Consider the following 19,199-nt stretch of genomic DNA (forward strand, 5'->3'; position numbering starts at 1 on the left):
GAGACCACCGATCCCTTCCAGTTCTGGCAGGAATCCGCGTTCTCGACGGGCGCGTCCCAGAGGCCATCGGCGGCGGGCCCGCCAGGATCGGGTCAGAGCCCGACGCGCTCCCGGACGATGCCTGCGAGGCGCTCGGCGATCTCGGTCGCCTGCTCGTCGGTGGGGGCCTCGACCATCACGCGCACGACCGGCTCGGTGCCGGAGGGTCGCAGCAGCACACGGCCGTGCTCCCCAGCTCCGCCTCCGCCGCCGCGATGGCGTCGGAGACGCCGCGGTCGATGGTGGCCTTGGCCTTGTCGATGTTCTTAACGTTGATGAGCGCCTGCGGGAGGCGGGTCATCACGTTCGCGAGCTCGCGGGCTGTGCGGCCGGTCTCGGCCATGCGCTGCAGCAGGTGCAGGGCGGTGAGCTCGCCGTCACCGGTGGTGGCGTGCTCGGCGATGATCACGTGCCCGGACTGCTCACCACCGATGGAGTAACCGCCCAGGTTCATCTCCTCGAGCACGTAGCGGTCCCCCACGCCCGTCTGGCCGAGCACGATCCCGTGCTCCTTCATCGCGATCTTGAGCCCGAGGTTGCTCATCACGGTCACCACCAGGGTGTCGTCGTGGAGCTTGCCGCGCTCCTTGAGATCCAACGCCAGGATCGCCATGATCTGGTCCCCGTCGATGATCTCGCCGTCGGCGGCGACCGCGAGGCAGCGATCGGCGTCGCCGTCGAAGGCGACACCGATGTCGGCGCCGTGCTCGAGCACCGCGGCCTTCAGCGGGCCGAGGTGGGGAGCCGCAGCCGTCGTTGATCAGGCCGCCGTCGCTGCGGTCACCGATCACGTGCACCGTCGCCCCGGCGCGGCGCAGGGCGTCGGGGCCGGAGAGGTACGCGGCACCGTTGGCGCAGTCCGCGACCACGGTCAGGCCGGTCAACGGACGGTCGACAGTCGAGACCAGGTGCTGGACATACGCCTCGACAGCACCCTCGTACCGAGAGATGGTGCCGACGTCGGTGCCCTGCGGGCGGTCCCACTCCTCCCCGAGACGGGCCTCGATCGCGTTCTCGACCTCGTCGGGCAGCTTGGTGCCGCCGCGCGCGAAGAACTTGATGCCGTTGTCAGGCGCCGGATTGTGCGAGGCGGAGATCATCACGCCCAGATCGGCGCCGGTGGACTGCACCAGGAAGGCCAGGCCAGGGGTGGGCAGCACCTCGGCGTCACACACATCGACCCCGGCGGCGGCCAGACCCGCGCAAACCGCGGCGGAGAGGAAGTCGCCGGAGGGGCGGGTGTCGCGGGCGACGATCGCCTTGGGCCGCGTGCCACCGAAGGCACCCAGGGTGCCCAGCACGTGGGCCGCGCCCACGGACAGCTCGACCGCGAGCTCCGCGGTGATGTCGCCATTCGCGCGTCCGCGCACTCCGTCGGTGCCGAAGAGTCGTGCCACAGGGTTCTCCTCATGGGGATTCGGGGGTCAGCAGGCCCCCGCGAGCACGGCCGCGCGAGCAGGTCGCGCACAGGAACCGAGCCGGAGGTCCGCTGTGAGACTACCCGCTGGAGGGGGCCGTACTCCTCAGATTCCTCGTCACCGAAGCGTTGCGCCGGTTACTTTGGAGGGATGTCCGATCCCGTCCTGCTCCCTCGCCTGCTCCCCTCTGCGATCAGCCATCATGTGGGCGATCGCACCGCGAGCAGGGGCCTCGGTGCGGCCCGTGCGGGCCGTGTCACGGATCTCAGCTGGGATGCAGGGGCCCTGACCGTCTCGGCGGAGGTCTCCGAGCAGGACGGCGCAATCCATCACGCCGACGTGGTGCTGGCCGAGTACGAGGAGGATTCCGTCTCGCGCCGCTTCCACACCCCGGGACCGGGTGGCCTGTGGCGGCCGCGCAGCTCAGCCTGCGACTGCCCCGTCGGCGAGGCCTGTCTGCACGTCGCGGCGACTCTCTACCGGCTCAACGACCTCGGATCGCAGGCGATGCGGGAGAGCCCGCCCGCAGAATGGCGCAGCGTGCTGCGCCCGCTGCTGAGCTCTGCGCAGACCACCGACGCCGGCACGGCCTCGCTGCCGCGCCCACTGGCCCTGCGCTTCGACCTCGAGGCGGGCACCACCGGAGCCGGCACCTCCCGTCACCATCGCGAGATCGCGACCCCCGCACACGTCGAGGCAGGTGCCGAGCTGTGGCTGGGGATGCGGCCCCTGACCCGGGGGCGCAAGGGCGCCTGGATCAAGGGGGACCTGTCCTGGCGCACCTTCGAGTTCCGCCTCGCCGGTCGCGAGTACGACGCGGCCCACGGTGAGGCGCTCACCCGGATCTTCGCGGCGGCCTCGGTGGAGCGCTCCTACTCCAGCGGCGCGATCGACCACCTCTGGCTGAACTCCATCACCTCCCCGCTGCTATGGCAGTCACTCGAGCATGCCCGCACCGCAGGGGTGGAGTTCCTGCCCGGCAGCGGCCTGGCCGCCATCGACCTAGTGGCGGACGGCGACTCCGGGCTGGACCTCCAGGTCGAGGAGACCACCGGAGAGCTGCACATCAGGCCCCACCTCACCATCGCCGGAGCACAGACCACGCGCGGCCGGCTCCTGGGAGGCTCCGGGGTGCTCGACGTCGAGCCCACCGACGACGACCTGCTGGCCGCACGGCTCGCGTCGCTGGGCTCCTCGGTGCCGCGCGCTCTGCGCACCCTGCTGCAGCGTCGTGAACCGCTGGTGATCCCGGCCGAGGACCGCCAGACCTTCCTCGAGGTCGCGTACCCGCAGCTGCGGACGCTGACCACCATCTCGAGCCTCGACGGCAGCGTGGAGCTGCCCGCCGCCCGACGGCCCGCCCTGCACCTCACCGCCGCCTACGCCACCGGCGACCGGCTGTCGCTGCGCTGGTCCTGGCACTACTTCGACCCGGACCGGCGCCTGCCGATGGACCAGCGCCAGGGCGCCCACCGCGACCTTGCCCACGAGGACGAGGTGATCGCCGCCGCGATGACCCTGTGGCCGCTGGTCGCGACCGACTCCCCGAGCTGCTCAGCGGCACCGACACCGCCCTGTTCACCGAGCACGTGCTGGACGAGCTCGCCGCGATGGACCACGTCGAGGTGGAGATCACCGGCACCCGCCACGCCTACCGGGAACTCGATGCGGCGCCGCAGGTCCGCATCACCCAGCAGGCCTCGCCGGGCAAGAACGACTGGTTCGACCTCGGTTTCGAGATCACCATCGAGGGGCGGCAGATCCCGTTCCCGAGCCTCTTCGTGGCCCTCGCCCAGGGCCGCAGCAAGCTCCTGCTCCAGGACCGCACCTACTTCTCCCTCGATCACCCGGCGTTCGACACGCTGCGCGAGCTGATCCGCGAGGGTGAGGCGCTCGCAGAGTGGGAGCCGGAGCATCAGCAGATCTCCCGCTTCCAGGTGGACATGTGGGACGACCTGCAGCAGATGGCCGACGAGACGGTCACCAGCGAGGACTGGAGCTCGACCGCTCTGTCCCTGCGCACGCTCGAGGATTCTCCGCCGCCGGAGCTCCCCGCTCCCTGCAGGCCGAGCTGCGGCCCTACCAGCGCGAGGGCTTCACCTGGCTCTCCTTCCTGTACTCCCACCGCCTCGGCGGTGTGCTCGCCGACGACATGGGCCTGGGCAAGACCGTGCAGACCCTCGCCCTGATCGCCCGCGCCCGTGAACAGGATCCGCAGGCCCCGCCGTTCCTGGTGGTCGCCCCCGCCTCGGTGCTGCCGGTGTGGCGGCGCGAGGCCGAGCGCTTCGCCCCGGAGCTCGAGGTGCGGGTGCTGGACCGCACCTCCGGCTCGCGCGGTACTGATTTGCCGGCCGCTGCGATCGGCGCTGACCTGCTGGTGACCAGCTACTCGGTGCTGCGGATCGACGAGGAGGAGTTCGCCGAGGCACGGTTCCAGGGCTTCGTGCTCGACGAGGCGCAGTTCGTGAAGAACCGCCGCTCCCGCACCCACCGCGCGGCGAAGGGAGTGCGGGCCGACTTCCGCCTCGCGATCACGGGCACTCCGATGGAGAACTCACTGGATGACCTGTGGGCGATCCTCGACCTGGTCTCCCCGGGCCTGCTGGGTACCGCGATCGGATTCCGCAAGCGCTACACCCTCCCGATCGAGACCGGTGACCATCCCGGGCGGATGGAGCTGCTGCGTCGGCGCATCCGGCCCTTCCTGCTGCGACGCACCAAGGAGCTGGTCGCCTCGGAGCTGCCGGAGAAGCATGAGGAAGTGCTCAGGGTGACGCTCTCGCCCGAGCACCGCGCGGTCTACGACTCGGTGCTGCAGCGTGAGCGGAAGAAGGTGCTGGGCCTGATCGACACCGACCTGGACCGCAGCCGCTTCATCGTGTTCCGCTCCCTGACCCTGCTGCGGATGATGGCGCTGGATCCGTCCCTCGTCGACGCCGAGGCCTACGCCGACGTGCCCAGCTCGAAGCTGGAGGCGCTGTTCGACCGGCTCGAGGAGGTCATCGATGGCGGACACCGGGTGCTGCTGTTCAGCCAGTTCACCTCCTACCTGGACCGGGTCGCCGCTGAGCTCGATCGGCGCGAGGTGCGCTACGCGCACCTGGATGGATCGACCCGCGACCGCGACGCGGCCGTGACAGGATTCCGCGAAGGCGATGCGCCGGTGTTCCTCATCTCGCTGAAGGCCGGCGGCTTCGGCCTCACCCTCACCGAGGCGGACTACGTGTTCCTGCTGGACCCGTGGTGGAACCCGGCAGCGGAGAACCAGGCCGTGGACCGCGCCCACCGCATCGGTCAGGAACGCCAGGTAATGGTGTACCGGATGATCGCCGAGGACACGATCGAGGAGAAGGTGCTCGCCCTGCAGCAGCGCAAGGCCGAGCTGTTCGACGCCCTCACGGACGGCGGCGAGGCGTTCCGCTCCGCCGTGACGGCAGAGGACCTGCGCGAGCTGCTGAGCTGAGCAGATGTTGGCTGAGCTGAGCAGATCAGCTGCTCAGCTGGGCTGAGCGCCGGCGCCCGCCCCGAGCCCAGCACCCGTAACCGACCCGCGCCCAGCGCCAGCGCCCCACCCCGAACGCGACGATGCCCCCGACCCGGAGGTCGAGGGCATCGTGCGTCCAGCGTGAGCGGTGCGGAGCATTGCCCCGCACAGATCAGCGCCCGATCAGCGCTTGGAGTACTGCGGAGCCTTGCGGGCCTTCTTCAGACCAGCCTTCTTGCGCTCGATGATGCGATCATCGCGGCGCAGGAAGCCGGCCTTCTTGAGGGTCGCGCGGTTGGACTCCTCGTCGATCTCGTTCAGCGCGCGGGCCACGCCCAGGCGCACGGCGCCGGCCTGACCGGACGGGCCGCCGCCGTGGAGGCGGACCATCACGTCGAAGCGACCCTTGAGGTCGAGCGCCGTGAACGGGTCGTTGACCTCCTGCTGGTGCAGCTTGTTCGGGAAGTACTCCTCGAGGCTGCGGCCGTTCAGGGTCCACTGGCCGGAGCCGGGGACCAGGCGCACGCGAGCGATCGCGCGCTTGCGACGACCGGTGCCGTAGCCCGGTTCGATCGCGGACTGGCCGGCGCCGACAGCGGCTTCGCCGGTCGACTCGGTGGTGAAGCTCGAGGGTGCGGACTCGTCGGTCACGGCCTCGAGGTTTTCGGTGGTATCGGGGTGGTCTCAGTCACGGTTCTCCTTGGTTCGTCCGTGCGGCAGGGCGGAGTGGCGGGACACCCGCTTACTGCGCCACCTGATCGATGGTGAAGGTAACGGGCTGCTGAGCGGCATGCGGGTGCTCGGAGCCCGAGTAGATCTTGAGCTTCTTGATCTGCTGATCAGCAAGCTTGTTCTTGGGGAGCATTCCGCGGATGGCCTTCTCCACTGCACGCTCGGGGTTCTTCTCGAGCAGCTCGGAGTAGGGCATGCTGCGGAGGCCGCCGGGGTAGCCGGAGTGGCGGTAGGCGAGCTTCGCCTCCCGCTTGTTTCCGGTCAGCGCAACCTTGTCAGCGTTGATGATGATCACGAAGTCGCCTGCATCCACATGGGGTGCGAAGACCGGCTTGTGCTTTCCCCGCAGGAGCTGGGCAGCCTGGGAAGCGAGCCGGCCGAGGACGACATCCGTTGCATCGATGACGTGCCAGGAGCGCTCGACATCGCCGGGCTTCGGGGTGAACGTACGCACTCGTGCCTTCTTCTCTCGTCGTGGTGCCCGGGCGGCGGGTTGCCGTCCAGACACGGTTCGATGGACCGTGGGCACGCTTCCTTCGGGTAAAAGCATGGCCCCTGTGGCTGCGCCCGGCCCGCTCCGCTCACGACGCGACGGCGGTCCTGGATGGGTGAGATTCCCTTTCGCGCCGGACTTGGGAGAACGGCTGCGGAATTGGGCACACATCGAGGCACAACGACCGCCCATCCTACGGGTCTGCGGAGTGGAGCGTCAACGCGGACCGGGGCTCCGGAGCTGTGATCTGTGCCCGGTCCGCAGCCCTGGCTCCCGTCACGGCTCGAGGCGGTCCACCAGTGCCGGGGCGCTGCGGTCGGCGGGGGCGACATCCTCGTGCTCCTCGCGCTCCTCGGGGAGAGGCTGGCGCAGGGTGCGGGTGCGTGCGGCCCAGGCGGCGAGCTCCTCGTCGGGCGGGTAGGCGACATGGTCGAGGGTGAGCCCCTGCGGCGGGCACAGCGGTGCGGCGCCGACGCGGTCGCGGGTGGCGGACTCGCGGGTGCGGGCCGCGAGCACCTGGGCCGGCCAGTCCTCGCTCCGTCGCCCCTCCCCCACTCCGATCAGCGCGCCGACGAGGGAGCGCACCATGTGGTGGCAGAAGGCGTCGGCGACGACGGTGGCGACGATCAGGCCTTCATCAGCCCGACCCTCGCCCGGGCGCTCCCAGCGCAGCTCCCGCAGCTCGCGGATGGTGGTGGCTCCTTCCCGCGGCCGGCAGTAGGAGAGGAAGTCGTGCTCGCCGAGCAGTGCCGTGCTGGCGCGCGCCATCGCCGCGACATCGAGAGGGCGGCGGTGGCGCAGCACGTCTCGGCGCAGGGGGTCGTGGGCGGCGGGCCCGTCGGAGATGCGGTAGCGGTAGCGGCGCCACAGCGCACCGAAACGGGCGTCGAAGTCGGCGGGGACCTCGCGGGCGACGTGGACCACGACGTCCTGCGGCAGCACACCGGCGAGGCGACCCACGAGCGCCTGGGCCGGGCTGCGATCGGAACGTCCGGGCAGGGTGGCGAGCACGTCGCGCGGCAGGTCGAGGTGGCAGACCTGGCCGCGGGCATGGACTCCGGCATCCGTGCGCCCGGCGACCGTGACCCGGGTAGGGACACGGGCGATCCGGGCCAGGGCCTGCTCGAGCTCGCCCTGGACGGTGCGCTGGCCGGGCTGCGTTGCCCAGCCGTGGAAGTCGGTGCCGTCGTAGGAGAGGTCCAGCCGCAGCCTCACGTCGGAGCGGTCACGGGTGGCCACACGAAGCGCGGGCGCGGCGGGGCGTGGGTCCTGGAACTCGTCGGGCATGCGCTCGATCGTAATGGCGCGGAGCCCGCCCGGGGCGCGACGGGAGGGCGGCGCCGAGAGCGGTCCGGGGCCGCACTGCGGGCACTTCTTCGACGCCCGTCCTCCTCTGGGTACTCTGCCCGCGTGAAGATCCTCATCATCGGCAGCGGCGGCCGCGAGCACGCGATCATCCGTCGACTCGCCTCCGATACCCCCGCTCCCGAGCTGCACGCCGCGCCCGGCAACCCCGGCATCGCGCAGCTCGCCACCTGTCATGACGCCCCCGTCACCGACCTCGACGCCCAGGTGCGCCTGGCCCAGGAGCTGCAGCCCGACCTGGTGGTGATCGGCCCCGAGGCGCCGCTGGTCGCCGGGTCCGCGGACCGTCTGCGCGAGGCCGGGTTCACGGTCTTCGGGCCGTCGGCCGCCGCCGCCCACCTCGAGGGCTCGAAGTCCTGGGCGAAGGAGATCATGGCCGCGGCCGGTGTGCCCACGGCCGCTTCCGTGACCGTCACCGCGCGGGAGCAGCTCGAGGCCGGGCTGGACCGCGTCAACCCCCTCTCGGACGTGCCCTACGTGGTGAAGGCCGATGGCCTCGCCGCCGGCAAGGGCGTGGTCGTCACCGAGGACCGCACGGCCGCGATCACCCACGCCGAGGCGGTGCTGACCGCCGGCGGCTCGGTGGTGCTCGAGGAGTTCCTCGACGGCCCCGAGGTGTCCCTGTTCTGCCTCAGCGACGGCAGTCGGGTGGTGCCGCTGGCGCCTGCCCAGGACTTCAAGCGCGCCCTGGACGGTGACGAGGGTCCCAACACCGGCGGGATGGGCGCCTACTCCCCGCTGCCGTGGGCGCCTAAGGATCTGGCTGACGAGGTGCTGCGCGTCGTCGCCCGCCCCACGATCGCCGAGATGGCGGCCCGGGACATCCCCTTCGTCGGGGTGCTGTACTGCGGGCTCGCACTGACCTCGCGCGGCCTGCGGGTGATCGAGTTCAACGCCCGCTTCGGCGATCCGGAGACTCAGGTGGTGCTCGAGCGCCTCACCTCGCCGCTGGCCCCGCTGCTGCTCGCCGCCGCTCGTGGTGAGCTCGCTGAAGATGCGGAGCTGACCTGGAGCGAGGACAGCGCGGTGACCGTGGTGCTGGCCTGCGCCGGGTACCCCGCAGCGGTGCGCACCGGGGACCCGATCACCGGGATCGATGCCGCCGAGCAGCTCGGCGCCCATGTCATCCACGCCGGCACCGCCACCGCGGAGGGAGCCCTGGTCAGCGCCGGCGGCCGCGTGCTGTCGGTGGTCGCCACCGGCACGGACCTCGAGGCCGCCCGCACGCTGGCCCTGAGCGCCACCGAGGCGATCCGTCTCGCGGGCAGCCATCACCGCACGGACATCGCCCGCCAGGGGCGCCGCCGACGACCAGGCCGCGCGAGAGGAGAACGCATGAGCACCGTTCGTCGACGAACTGCGAGGAACGAGCGGAAGGAGATGGACGCATGAGCACGACCACCGCCCCGCTGACCGAGGCCCCGCAGCTGCCCGGCTGGGACCATGCCGTCTCCGGCAAGGTCCGGGAGCTGTACGTGCCCAGCGGCGTCGAGCCGTCGGCCGCGACCGAGGTGCTGGTGGTCGCGACAGACCGCATCAGCGCCTACGACCATTCCCTGCAGCCGGGGATCCCCGACAAGGGGCGCCTGCTGACCGGCATCAGCCTGTTCTGGTTCGAGCAGCTGGCGGACATCGTCCCCCATCACGTGCTCTCGGCGACCGACGTGCCGGAGGAGGTGGCGGGGCGGGCGCTGCGCTGCCGCGGCCTGGACATGGTGGCGTTGGAGTGCATCGCCCGTGGCCACCTCACCGGCTCGGGCCTGGCCGACTACCGTGCGGGCGGCTCGGTGGGCGGCCACGTGCTGCCCTCCGGGCTGGTCGAGGCGTCGCGGCTGGAGCCGGCGATCTTCACCCCGTCCACGAAGGCGGAGGCCGGGGAGCACGACGAGAACATCACCGTCGCCCAGGCCCGGGAGCTGCTGGGCGAGGAGCTCACCGCCGAGTTGGAATCCCTGACCCTCGCGGTGTTCGAGCGGGCCCGTCGGATCGCCGGTGAGCAGGGCATCATCCTCGCGGACACCAAGCTCGAGTTCGGGCACTCGCGCATCGACGGCACGCTGATGCTCGGCGACGAGGTGCTCACCCCGGACTCCAGCCGGTTCTGGTCCGCCGACACCCACACCCCGGGCCGCACGCCCCCAGCCTGGACAAGCAGTTCGTGCGGGACTGGCTGACCTCCGCCGCCTCGGGCTGGCACCGGGGAGCGGTGGCGCCGCCGCCGCAGCTGCCCGCCGAGGTGGTCGAACAGACCAGGTCGCGGTACGTCGAGGCGTACGAGCGGCTCACCGGCCGGACCTTCTGACCTCCTCTCAGGTCACCACCAGCACCAGGGCGACCACGAGGCCGACGCCGACCACCAGCAGCAGATCCGAGCGGCCGAGGGTGGACGGCTTCCAGAAGGTCCGGTCCCCGTCGCCCAGCCCGCGCAGCTCGAGGGCCAGCGCGATCCTCTCCGCGCTGCGGAGCGCATCGACCAGCAGCGAGAAGGCGCAGCGTGCCAGGTGCCGGGGCCGCAGCCGTGCCACCTCACCCTGGGATGTGAGCGGCAGCCGCACCCGATGGGCGCGTGTGATCGTCTCCCAGCGCCGAGACAGGTCGTCCAGCAGCCGCCGCCCCGCGAGGAGCGCATAGGCGTACCGGGCGGGCAGACGGGCGTGCTGCTGCAGGATCACCATGGTGCGCCGGGGATCGGTGGCCCGTGCGACGGTGAGTGCCCCGAGCCCGATCACGAGCGCACGCAGCGCCAGGGCGGTGCCCAGGACGATCCCTTCCTGGGTGATCCGCACCGGGAGGTCCGGCCAGGGCTCGTGGCCGGGGCGGCTGAGCATGTTGACCATGAGCACCCCGCTCGCGAACACCACGAACGGCAGCTGCGCCCGCAGCAGCGCGACCGGCCCGATCCGGCAGCCGATCATCGCCCCGCCGCTGAGCAGCAGGTACATCAGAAGCAGCGGCAGCGGCTCGGTCAGAGCGATGCACACGATGCTCAGCGCGGTCAGCAGCCCCAGCAGCACGGTGGGGTCGCGGCGGGCCAGAGCTCCGCGCGGGCCGACGGACGCCACGGGGAGGGAGCTGTCCGGGGCGGGTGCGTCAGGGGCGGGTGGGGTCGGGGGCGTCTCCGCGTCCGGTGCCTGCCGGGCGAGCAGGCCCGCCTGGCGCTGCAGGTCGGGGTCCTCGAGCAGTGCCTGCGGCGGCATCGGGCCGTGCACACGGCCTTCGGCGATGACCACGGCGGCATCCGCAGCTTCGAGGGAGTGCAGGTCGTGGGTGGTCATGACCACGCCGCGTCCCGCTTCCGCCGCCTCCCGCAGCAGGTCCAGGACAGTGCGCTGGGCGGCACGGTCCAGGCCGTAGCCGGGTTCATCGGCGAGCAGCACCGGGCGGTCGCTCAGCAGCATCGCGCCGATCGAGAGCCTGCGCTGCTGGCCGCCGGAGAGACGGAACGGGCTCGCCCCGGCCTGTGCGGCGAGTCCTAGGCGGGCGAGCATCTGCGCGACCTCGGCGGGTGAGGCGCCGGACGCCTCGAGCTCGTCCTCCACCGTGCTGGCCAGGAACTGCGCTTCCGGGCGCTGGAAGACGAGGCCCGCCGCGGCGCCCTCGATCGTGCCTCGCAGCGGCGGATCCAGGCGGGACAGGGCGCCCAGCAGGGTGGACTTCCCGGTCCCGTTGCGACCCACCACGGCGAGCACCTCACCGGCCCGCGCCTCGAGCTCGACGGACTCGAGCACCGTGCGTCCGGCATGGCCGAGGTCGGCGTCGCGGGCCGTGAGCAGGACGGGGCCCGGGGCACCACCGGTCTGCGCGTCCCTCGAGCTGCGGGCATGGGCCGGGCGGTGCGCCTGCTCGAGCTCCCGGGGCAGCCAGCATCCGGCGTCCCGCAGGGCATCCCCGTGCTCGGCGAGCACCTGGGGCGTCGGCCCGTCGGCGAGGATGCGGCCGTCGGCGGCGAGCGCGATGGTCCGTGCCGGCAGACCGGCCACACCCCGCTCCCCCGCCCAGTCATCGAGCCGGTGCTCGATGAGGAGGGTCGCGACGTCACCGGAGGCGGTAGCGGCGTCGACGGCGGCCCGCACGGCGCGCACCCCGTCGGCGTCCAGCATGGCGGTGGGCTCGTCGAGCAGCAGCAGCCGGGGCCGGGCGACGTGCGCCGCGGCGAGCCCGGCCCGTTGCAGCTCACCGCCCGAGAGCGTCCCGGCGGCGCGATCGGCGAGCGCGCCGATGCCGGCCTGCTCGAGAGCGCCCTGCACGCGGGCACCGATCTCCTCCGGCGGGGTGCAGCGGCTCTCGAGGGGCAGGGCGGTGTCGTCCTCGATCTGCGGCAGGCACACCCCGTCGGCCGGGTCCTGGCCGAGGTGTCCCACGACCTGTGCGGCCGCGAGGGCGCCGTCGGCCACCGGGTCGATCCCGCCCACTCGCACGGAGCCGGTGACCCGGGCGCGCTGGTGGGAGGGGATCGCTCCGGCGAGGGTGCGCAGCAGGGTGGACTTGCCGGAGCCGCTGGGCCCCAGCAGCAGCACCTGCTCTCCGGCGCGGATGCTGCCGCTCCAGGGGCCCACGCCGTCCCCCGAGGGGAGGACCACCTCGAGGTCCACAGCCTCGACGATCGCGCCCGCATCGCTCGTGGTCGCGGAGCCGCCGAGCAGGCCGGGCTCAGCGGACACGTCGCTCCGGGATGCCGCCATCGCTGGAGCTCGTGGCACCGATCGCGAAGTTCGCGAGCACGCCGGTGCGGTCGAGGGCGCGGACGATCACCTTCGCCAGCAGCCCGCCCAGCACGATCCCGGAGAGCACCTGGACGATCAGGCGCAGCGTGAACAGATCCTGCCCGTACCAGCCGAAGCGGTAGGCGGTCCAGAAGAACACCAGCCCTGCGCCCAGCGCCCCCGAGGCCGCGAACACGCCCCAGCCGAAGCGGCGGTAGCGGGTCAGGGCGAAGGGCAGCTCGCTGCCGATGCCCTGCAGCGCTCCGGACAGCACCAGCAGCGGGCCGACGGGGCTGCCGAGGAAGACGACCTCGATGATCGCGGCGAGCATCTCGGCGATGACGCCCACGCCGGGGCGGCGCAGGATCGCCACGGCCACCGGGCCCACCAGCAGCCAGGACCCGAACAGCACGTGCTGGGCGAGGTCCCCGGCAGGGCCCATCGCGATCGCGAGCAGGTTCCAGGCCTGCACGAACACCCAGTACAGGAAGCCGAACACCACTCCGAGCACGACGACCATCACGATCTCGCGCAGGCTCAGCCGGCACGGCGGCGTGCCGTGGCGGCGGTCTCCACCGCGGTCATCGTGCCTCCCCTTCCAGCTCGCGCACCTCGTGAGAGGGGCTGTTCAGAGAGACCGTGAGGTGGCTGGTGACGTGCTGGACGCTGCGTCCCACCAGCAGCCAGCCGGCGACGGCGGTGGAGATGACATCACCGATATCGCCCTCGAGGCGGGTGACGAAGTGCTCGGAGCCGCGGAAGGTGCCCAGTTCACGGGCATGGTCGATCGCGGCATAGATGTCCCGCATGTGGTCGGGGGCGGTGCCGTCCGCGGTGACCTGATCGGCCAGGGGGTACAGCGACCATTCAGCGGCGGCGTAGCGGCCGGTGCGCCGGGGCTCGGGGACCGCCGTCCCCCGCGGGCCGGCGCCCTCGGGAAGCTCGCAGACCACCTCGCCGGGGCAGCCGCGGGAGAGGACCAGGGAGAGGGTCGCGTGGTGCTCGGTGCGGGCGAGCTCCTCCGCGAGGTCGATGAGGACGCGCTGAAGATGGGACTCGTGCCCGCCGAGGTAGGTGGAGACGTCCCCGGTCTCGCGCACCAGGCCGGTGAGGTCGAGGCGGGAGAGGATCCCGACCAGCACGCGGGCGTAGTCCTCGGTCATGACGGAGGCGGTCAGGCGGGCGCCGACGCCGAAGCCGAGCGGGGTCGCGGTGGGATCCGGGGCAGGGCCCGCGGTGGGGGTGGCGATGCCGGTGGGAGCGGTGATCATGAGCCGTGCCTTTCACGAAGGGCACGGGCGCGCAGCGACTTTCACCTGGCGGAGCTCCCTGCGCCGGCATTATCCGGATCAGGTTCTACGGTCGGAGTTCGAGAACTCCCTCTCAGCCCGGCTCACCGGACTCCCGTGCACGGGCTCAGCCTAGCCGGGGCACGAGCCGGTGTGCACATCAGTGCCCGCTGCGCGGACGGCGCACGCCTCAGGAAGGGTCCTCGATCAGCGGGACGAAGCGGTAGGCGCCGTTGACGGTCTGCTCGATCTCCTCGCCGCGACGGACCACGCGCAGCATCTGCTGCTCGACGGGGATCACCATCACCCCGTCCTCGCTGAGCTGCTCGACCAGCTCGGGTGGGCAGCGCCGCGCACCGGCGGAGACGAGGATGCGGTCGAAGGGCGCCTCCTCGGGTGCTCCGAGCCCACCCGGTCTCGCGGCCCGGATACCGGCGCGAGCGTCGGGCACGGTCTCGGCGAGCGCGGCGCGCGCAGGGCCGAGCAGTGACTCCTGCCGTTCGACACCGATCACCTCGCCGACGGGGCCGACGAGGTGGGCGAGCAGCGCGGTGGTCCAGCCGGAGCCTGCTCCGAGGTCGAGCACCCGGTGGCCCTCGTGCACCTCGAGCAGGGTGAGCATGTTCCGCACGGTGGTGGGCTGCGAGTTGGTCTGGCCGTCGCCGATCGGCAGCGGGGCGTCCTCCCCGGTGCGGTGGCGGAGCTCCGCGGGCAGGAAGCGATCGCGGGGCACCGCGCGGAAGGCACGCTCGACGGCGTCCTGGATCTGTTGCGGGGCGTCATGCTCCATGGCGTGCTCAGCTCCCGGCGATCTCGATCGTCCCGTCGGCCGGCCAGTCGCGCACCTCGGTGCCCTCGGGGGCGAGGTGCGTGGACTGGCGCAGGAAGATCGGGCGGCCGACGTCGCTCGCGATCGCGTCGTGGACGGGCAGGGCGAGCACCGGCTTCACCTCCCGCAGGAAGTCGATCGTCTCGGCCATCTTCGACCAGGGGGCCACGACGGCGAAGGCGAGCACGTCGATGCCGTGGAACTCCGCGAGGGGCTCGAGCGAGTCCCCGGTGATGCCGAGCCTCGGCTCGGTCCCTGCGCTGATCACGAGCCCTGAGTTGCCCACTCGGGGGATGTCCGGGTGGATCACGGCGTGCTGCCCGCCCACGGCATCGATCCGTACCGCGGCGATGCCGTCGAGGGCGGGCAGCTCATGGCTCTGTCCCGCGGCGAAGGCATGCAGCCGCTCCGCCGGCACGGGGGCGTGGCCGTCGGCGGGCTCTTCTAGCAGCGCAGCGGTCTCGGGCTCGGCGAGCACCTGGGCGTCGGGGGCGAGCGCGAGCACCTCCGCGAGCAGTCCGCGCTCGAGATGGTCGGGATGCTGATGGGTCACCAGTACCGCATCGATGCCGGCGAGCAGCTCCTCGCCCAGGGCCCGCACCGCCTCGGCGCTGAAGGCTCCGGGGTCGATCAGCAGGCGACGGCCGGCGACCTCCACGAGCAGGCACGAGTGGACGAGGTGGCGGATCTTCATCGGTTCCTCCCGGAAGCGCACGGAACGGGGCTGCTCCGAACCTATCCCCGTCGGTCGCTCCTGCCCAGGGGCCCGACCGCCCCCGCCCGGCGGCTGGACCGCTCGCGCCCGGACGCTGGGCCACTCCCGCCCGCCGGCTGGACCACTCCCACCCGCCGGCTGGACCGCCCCCGCCCGGTGGGCGGGGTGTCCCCTCCACCGATCGGTGGAGGCGGGTGTGGCGCACCGGTGGTGCCGCGCACGCCCCTGCCGGCACGAGAATGGACGCATGACCAGCACCAGCCCGCAGACCACCCCTCTGCCCACCGAGATGCCGCCCCCGGCGCTCACCGTCTCCCGCCTCACGAAGTCCTACGCGGGACGCCGGGTGGTCGACGACATCTCCCTCACCGTCCCGCGCGGCTGGATCTTCGGACTGCTCGGCCCCAACGGCGCGGGGAAGACCACCACCATCGAGATGTGCGAAGGGCTGCGCCGTCCCGACGCGGGCACGATCGACGTGCTCGGCATGGATCCGCAGCGCCTGTGCGAGAAGGACCGCAACCGCCTGGGGATCGTGGCCCAGAGCGGCTCCGAGCGCGCCTCCCTCACGGTGCGCGAGATGGTCGCCCAGTACGCCGCCTACTGCGAGGACCCCTGGGACGTGACCGAGCTGCTCGCAGCCACGGGCCTCGCGGAGAAGGCCGCCTCGCGCATCGCGACGCTCTCCGGCGGGCAGCGTCGCCGGCTCGACGTGGCGCTCGGGATCGTCGCGCAGCCCGAGCTGGTGTTCCTCGACGAGCCCACCACCGGCTTCGATCCCGCCGCGCGCCGTGAGTTCTGGGAGCTGGTCCGCTCGCTGCGCGATCTGGGCACCACGATCGTGCTGACCAGCCATTACCTCGACGAGATCGAGTATCTCGCGGACAGCGTCGCGGTGATCCGCGCCGGGCGGATCGTGGCCGAGGGCACCCTTTCGCAGATCCACCGCACCCACGGCGACTCCGCCACGGTGAGCTGGACCGGCCCCGACGGACCGCAGCGGCGCACCGTCCCCGATCCCGATCCGCTGCTGCGCGAGCTCCTGGCCGCGCACCCCCATCTGCCCGACCTCGAGGTGCGCCGGCCGTCCCTCGAGGAGATCTACCTCGACCTCGTCTCGGAGGAGTCCCGATGACCGCCGCCCCGTCCCTGCGCCCCGCAGCGCCCGCCCACGCCCGCCGCTCCCCGGCCTCGTCTCCGCGGTGGCGATGCGCACCCGCGTGGAGATGCTGCAGTTCTACCGCGAGCCGCTGCAGGTGTTCTTCGGCTTCGCCTTCCCGATCGTGCTGTTCGCGATCTTCGCGACCATCTTCGACCAGTCCTGGACCATGCCGGACGGCACCGAGGTGAAGACCTCCACCTACTACCTGGCGGGGATGATCGCCGCTGCCGTGATGACCTCCGGGTTCCAGTCTACTGCGGAGATCATCGCCACCGAGCGCGACGACCGCACGCTGCGCCGCCTCGCGGTGAGCCCGATGCCCCGCAGCGCCTACCTGCTGGGCAAGGTGGTGCTGGTGCTGATCAACACCACGCTGCAGACCGCCCTGCTGCTGGTGGTGGCGCGGATGCTGTTCGATGTGCCGATGCCGCACCAGGTGCTCACCTTCGCGTGGGTGCTCCTGCTGGGCACGGCCGCGGCCACCGCCGCCGGGGTCGCCTTCGCCTCCGCTCTCCCCTCGGGGCGCGCCGCGATCGCCGCGGCCACCCCGATCACCGTGGTGCTGAGCTTCTTCTCGGGCAGCTACATCCCGATGTCGGAGCTGCCCACCTGGCTGCAGCACCTGGGATATGTGTTCCCCCAGGCCTGGATCGCGCGCGGCCTGCGGGTCTCGCTGCTGCCGGAGCAGTTCGGGCAGGAGATCGAGATCGCGCCCTTCGGCCTGAGCGACATGCCCGTGCTGCCGCTGGCCGCACTAGTGTTGACCGCATGGCTGGTCGTGATGCTGGTGCTGGCGAGGACCACGTTCCGGTGGAGCCCTCGTGACGCCGGCTGACGTGCGCACCATGGTCGCCGGCGGCCACCTCGAGGAGGATTCGGCCGAGCAGCGCGGCTGGATGACGAACTGGCCGCTGCACCTGCTGGTGCTCGTCACCGCGGTGCTCGGGCCGGTGCTGAGCTCGCAGCCCGGGAACCCGCTGGTGATGGGGCTGTGGGTGGCCGCCTACGCCGCCGCGCACTGGGCGGTGGTGCTGCGGCGCCTTCCCGGAGCGGGCCCGATGAGCGTCGCGGTGCTGATCGCCCTGTCCCTGCTCGCGCTGGTGGTCACGGATCAGGGCCTGCACCTGTTCGCCTCGTTCATGCTGATGTGGGTGCTGCTGCCGAGCTACCGCTCCGGCGCGATCGCCACGCTCGTGCTGGGCACCGGGCTGGTGCTGGTGCTGCTGCCGGAGACGCTCTCCACGGGGCCGACGGGCCCGGCGCTCGCCATCGCGATCGCCACCGGCGCCGGCCGCACGGCCTTCTCTCTCGTGATCGCCTCCTGGATCTGGCGCTCGGAGGCAATCTCCGCGCAGCGGCACGCCCTGGCCGAGGAGCTCGCCGACACCGTCACCACGCTCGAGCGGACCCGCGCTGAGCTGGGCGCCCTCGAGCACCGACGCGGAGCCCACGAGGAGTCGGTGCGCCTGTCGGCCGAGATCCACGACACCCTCGCCCAGTCCTTCACCTCCATCACGATGCTCACCCAGGCCGCCCGGCAGCCGGGCGTCGAGCCCGCACCGCTGCTCGCCCAGATCAAGGAGCTCTCCCGTGAGGGACTGGCCGAGTCACGGGCGCTGATCTCCCGCTCCCAGCAGCCGCTGGACCTCGCCGCGAGCCTCGACCGCCTCGCCGACGACCTCGCCCAGCGCACCGCCGTGGACTGCTCGGTGGACACCTCCGCCTGGTCGCCGCTGTCCACGCGCGCCGAGGTAGTGCTGCTACGCACCCTCCAAGAGGCGCTGCGGAACATCGAGCATCATGCCGCGGCGGCGACGGTGCGGCTCCGCCTCGCCCGCGAGGACGGTCAGGCGGTGCTCGAGGTGGAGGACGACGGGATCGGCTTCGACCCCGCCCTGCCCACCGCCGGATTCGGCCTGACCGGGATGCGGTCCCGGCTCGAGGCCGAGGGCGGCGGCCTGGAGATCGAGACGGCCCGGGGCCGCGGCACCTCGCTGCGCGCCGTGCTGCCCGGAGCGCCCGTCGATGCTGCCGTCGGCTCCCCGGCGGAGCGCCTCGCCGACTCATCCACCGGCTCTGCCGTCGGCTCCCCGGCGGAGCCTCCCGCCGGCTCGTCCACCGGCTCTGCCGCCGGTTCTCTCGCTGGCTCTGCTGCTGATTCTGCTGCCGGCCCAGCCATCGTTTCCCCTGCCCCGGAGGTGCCCCGTGACCGCTGAGCCGCTGCGGATCGTGCTCGCCGACGACCACCCTATCTTCCGCTCCGGACTGCGGGCGGTGCTCGAGGGCGCCGGACACCGGGTGGTCGCCGAGGCCGGCTCCGGGGACGAAGCAGTGAGTCGCGTCGAGCGCCTGGTGAGCGAAGGTCAGCGGCCCGACCTGGTGCTGATGGACCTGCGGATGCCCGGAACCGACGGAGTCTCCGCCACCCGGATCCTCGCCGCGGCGGACCAGCCGGTCCCGGTGCTGGTGCTGACCACCTACGACACCGACTCCGCGATCCTGCGGGCGATCGAGGCGGGCGCCACCGGCTACCTGCTCAAGGACACCCCTGCCCCGCAGCTCCTCGAGGCGATCGCGAGCGCCGCGAGCGGACGCACCACCCTCGCCCCCGCCGCCGCTTCCGTGCTGGCCTCCTCGCTGCGGGGGCCTCGCCCCGAAGAGCTGACCGGGCGGGAGCTGGAGGTGCTGCGCCTGGTCGCGGAGGGACTGTCGAACTCGCAGATCGGCACGCGCCTCTCGATCGCCGAGTCGACGGTGAAGTCCCACCTGCTGCGGGTCTTCGCGAAGCTCGGCGTGGACGACCGCACCCGGGCGGTCACCCTCGCCCTCGAGCGCGGGCTGCTCTGAGACCCTCGCCCGGCGACGCGTCCCCCACCGTGGGCGGACTGCCGCGCAGGGCTCCACGCTCGCTACGATGAAGGGGTCGGGCACGGACCCGTCGGCCGCACCGCGTCGATCCCGAGCCCGCCC

General features: G+C 72.2%; 16 protein-coding genes, 2 pseudogenes and 1 riboswitch. Of the genes and pseudogenes, 9 read left to right on the forward strand and 9 right to left on the reverse strand.

Annotated features, from left to right (window positions below):
- Positions 1-92: 92 nt before the first annotated feature.
- Positions 93-1,436: pseudogene (gene glmM / locus H3H54_RS13610) on the reverse strand (phosphoglucosamine mutase).
- A 171-nt stretch (positions 1,437-1,607) separates the two neighbouring features.
- On the opposite strand from glmM, the gene H3H54_RS13615 reads away from it, so the two are divergent.
- From H3H54_RS13615 to H3H54_RS13625, 3 genes are read left to right on the forward strand one after another with little or no spacing between them, the layout of a single operon-like run.
- Entirely contained in the window at positions 1,608-3,332 is a 1,725-nt protein-coding gene (locus H3H54_RS13615) for an SWIM zinc finger domain-containing protein (RefSeq protein WP_262424279.1), read from the forward strand.
- Entirely contained in the window at positions 3,239-3,646 is a 408-nt protein-coding gene (locus H3H54_RS13620; protein WP_262426545.1) for a hypothetical protein, read from the forward strand. The genes H3H54_RS13615 and H3H54_RS13620 overlap by 94 nt, the downstream gene beginning before the upstream one ends.
- Positions 3,571-4,920, forward strand: coding sequence for a DEAD/DEAH box helicase (locus H3H54_RS13625; RefSeq protein WP_262426489.1), 1,350 nt, complete (start codon positions 3,571-3,573; stop codon positions 4,918-4,920). The genes H3H54_RS13620 and H3H54_RS13625 overlap by 76 nt, the downstream gene beginning before the upstream one ends.
- 204 nt (positions 4,921-5,124) lie before the next feature.
- Here the strand turns inward: H3H54_RS13625 and rpsI are convergent, their stop codons facing one another.
- The 3 genes from rpsI to truA form a co-directional block, all read right to left on the reverse strand.
- The gene (gene rpsI / locus H3H54_RS13630) at positions 5,125-5,592 is read right to left on the reverse strand and encodes a 30S ribosomal protein S9 (protein WP_262424280.1); all 468 of its coding nucleotides are present in this window, start codon (positions 5,590-5,592) and stop codon (positions 5,125-5,127) included.
- Positions 5,593-5,683: 91 nt separating this feature from the next.
- A complete protein-coding gene (gene rplM, locus H3H54_RS13635; protein ID WP_262424281.1) occupies positions 5,684-6,127 on the reverse strand; it encodes a 50S ribosomal protein L13 in 444 nt (147 codons plus the stop codon).
- 315 nt (positions 6,128-6,442) lie between these two features.
- Positions 6,443-7,453, reverse strand: coding sequence for a tRNA pseudouridine(38-40) synthase TruA (truA, locus tag H3H54_RS13640; protein WP_262424282.1), 1,011 nt, complete (start codon positions 7,451-7,453; stop codon positions 6,443-6,445).
- Between the two features lie 123 nt (positions 7,454-7,576).
- Here truA and purD point away from each other — a divergent pair, with 123 nt between their 5' ends.
- Together purD and H3H54_RS13650 are read left to right on the forward strand one after the other, a co-directional pair.
- Positions 7,577-8,923, forward strand: coding sequence for a phosphoribosylamine--glycine ligase (gene purD / locus H3H54_RS13645; protein WP_262424283.1), 1,347 nt, complete (start codon positions 7,577-7,579; stop codon positions 8,921-8,923).
- A pseudogene (locus H3H54_RS13650) lies at positions 8,920-9,833 on the forward strand (phosphoribosylaminoimidazolesuccinocarboxamide synthase). The gene purD and the pseudogene H3H54_RS13650 overlap by 4 nt, the downstream one beginning before the upstream one ends.
- Positions 9,834-9,840: 7 nt before the next feature.
- Here the strand turns inward: H3H54_RS13650 and H3H54_RS13655 are convergent.
- The 5 genes from H3H54_RS13655 to H3H54_RS13675 form a co-directional block, all read right to left on the reverse strand.
- Positions 9,841-12,192 (reverse strand): ATP-binding cassette domain-containing protein, encoded by a 2,352-nt coding sequence (locus tag H3H54_RS13655; RefSeq protein WP_262424284.1) that lies wholly within the window; start codon positions 12,190-12,192, stop codon positions 9,841-9,843.
- A complete protein-coding gene (locus H3H54_RS13660; protein WP_262424285.1) occupies positions 12,182-12,754 on the reverse strand; it encodes an ECF transporter S component in 573 nt (190 codons plus the stop codon). Before H3H54_RS13660 ends, H3H54_RS13655 begins: the two co-directional genes overlap by 11 nt.
- A gap of 61 nt (positions 12,755-12,815) precedes the next feature.
- Positions 12,816-13,505 carry a Ykof family thiamine-binding protein gene (locus H3H54_RS13665; RefSeq protein WP_262424286.1) on the reverse strand — a complete coding sequence of 230 codons (690 nt, stop codon included), beginning with the start codon at positions 13,503-13,505 and terminating at the stop codon, positions 12,816-12,818.
- A 38-nt stretch (positions 13,506-13,543) separates the two neighbouring features.
- Positions 13,544-13,652, reverse strand: a riboswitch (TPP riboswitch).
- Positions 13,653-13,713: 61 nt separating this feature from the next.
- Positions 13,714-14,313: a protein-L-isoaspartate O-methyltransferase gene (locus tag H3H54_RS13670; RefSeq protein WP_262424287.1), complete on the reverse strand. Its 600-nt coding sequence runs from the start codon at positions 14,311-14,313 to the stop codon at positions 13,714-13,716.
- Between the two features lie 7 nt (positions 14,314-14,320).
- Entirely contained in the window at positions 14,321-15,046 is a 726-nt protein-coding gene (locus H3H54_RS13675; protein ID WP_262424288.1) for an MBL fold metallo-hydrolase, read from the reverse strand.
- A 268-nt stretch (positions 15,047-15,314) separates the two neighbouring features.
- Here H3H54_RS13675 and H3H54_RS13680 point away from each other — a divergent pair, with 268 nt between their 5' ends.
- The 4 genes from H3H54_RS13680 to H3H54_RS13695 all read left to right on the forward strand — a co-directional run bounded on the left by H3H54_RS13680 (position 15,315) and on the right by H3H54_RS13695 (position 19,076).
- Entirely contained in the window at positions 15,315-16,202 is an 888-nt protein-coding gene (locus H3H54_RS13680; RefSeq protein WP_262424289.1) for an ABC transporter ATP-binding protein, read from the forward strand.
- 73 nt (positions 16,203-16,275) lie between these two features.
- Positions 16,276-17,064 (forward strand): ABC transporter permease, encoded by a 789-nt coding sequence (locus H3H54_RS13685; protein WP_262424290.1) that lies wholly within the window; start codon positions 16,276-16,278, stop codon positions 17,062-17,064.
- A complete protein-coding gene (locus H3H54_RS13690; RefSeq protein ID WP_262424291.1) occupies positions 17,051-18,445 on the forward strand; it encodes a sensor histidine kinase in 1,395 nt (464 codons plus the stop codon). Before H3H54_RS13685 ends, H3H54_RS13690 begins: the two co-directional genes overlap by 14 nt.
- On the forward strand, positions 18,435-19,076 hold the full coding sequence (locus tag H3H54_RS13695) for a response regulator transcription factor (RefSeq protein WP_262424292.1): 642 nt from the start codon (positions 18,435-18,437) through the stop codon (positions 19,074-19,076). The genes H3H54_RS13690 and H3H54_RS13695 overlap by 11 nt, the downstream gene beginning before the upstream one ends.
- Positions 19,077-19,199: the final 123 nt, after the last annotated feature.

The sequence above is a fragment of the Brachybacterium sp. Z12 genome (assembly GCF_014400405.1).
Lineage (GTDB): Bacteria > Actinomycetota > Actinomycetes > Actinomycetales > Dermabacteraceae > Brachybacterium.

Bases quoted from the DNA above. Each gene is read 5' to 3' on its own strand.
- H3H54_RS13615 (WP_262424279.1), top strand. From the start codon at position 1,608: ATGTCCGATCCCGTCCTGCTCCCTCGCCTGCTCCCCTCTGCGATCAGC.
- truA (WP_262424282.1), bottom strand. From the start codon at position 7,453: ATGCCCGACGAGTTCCAGGACCCACGCCCCGCCGCGCCCGCGCTTCGT.
- H3H54_RS13660 (WP_262424285.1), bottom strand. From the start codon at position 12,754: ATGGTCGTCGTGCTCGGAGTGGTGTTCGGCTTCCTGTACTGGGTGTTC.
- H3H54_RS13665 (WP_262424286.1), bottom strand. From the start codon at position 13,505: ATGATCACCGCTCCCACCGGCATCGCCACCCCCACCGCGGGCCCTGCC.
- H3H54_RS13670 (WP_262424287.1), bottom strand. From the start codon at position 14,313: ATGGAGCATGACGCCCCGCAACAGATCCAGGACGCCGTCGAGCGTGCC.
- H3H54_RS13675 (WP_262424288.1), bottom strand. From the start codon at position 15,046: ATGAAGATCCGCCACCTCGTCCACTCGTGCCTGCTCGTGGAGGTCGCC.
- H3H54_RS13680 (WP_262424289.1), top strand. From the start codon at position 15,315: ATGACCAGCACCAGCCCGCAGACCACCCCTCTGCCCACCGAGATGCCG.
- H3H54_RS13685 (WP_262424290.1), top strand. From the start codon at position 16,276: ATGCGCACCCGCGTGGAGATGCTGCAGTTCTACCGCGAGCCGCTGCAG.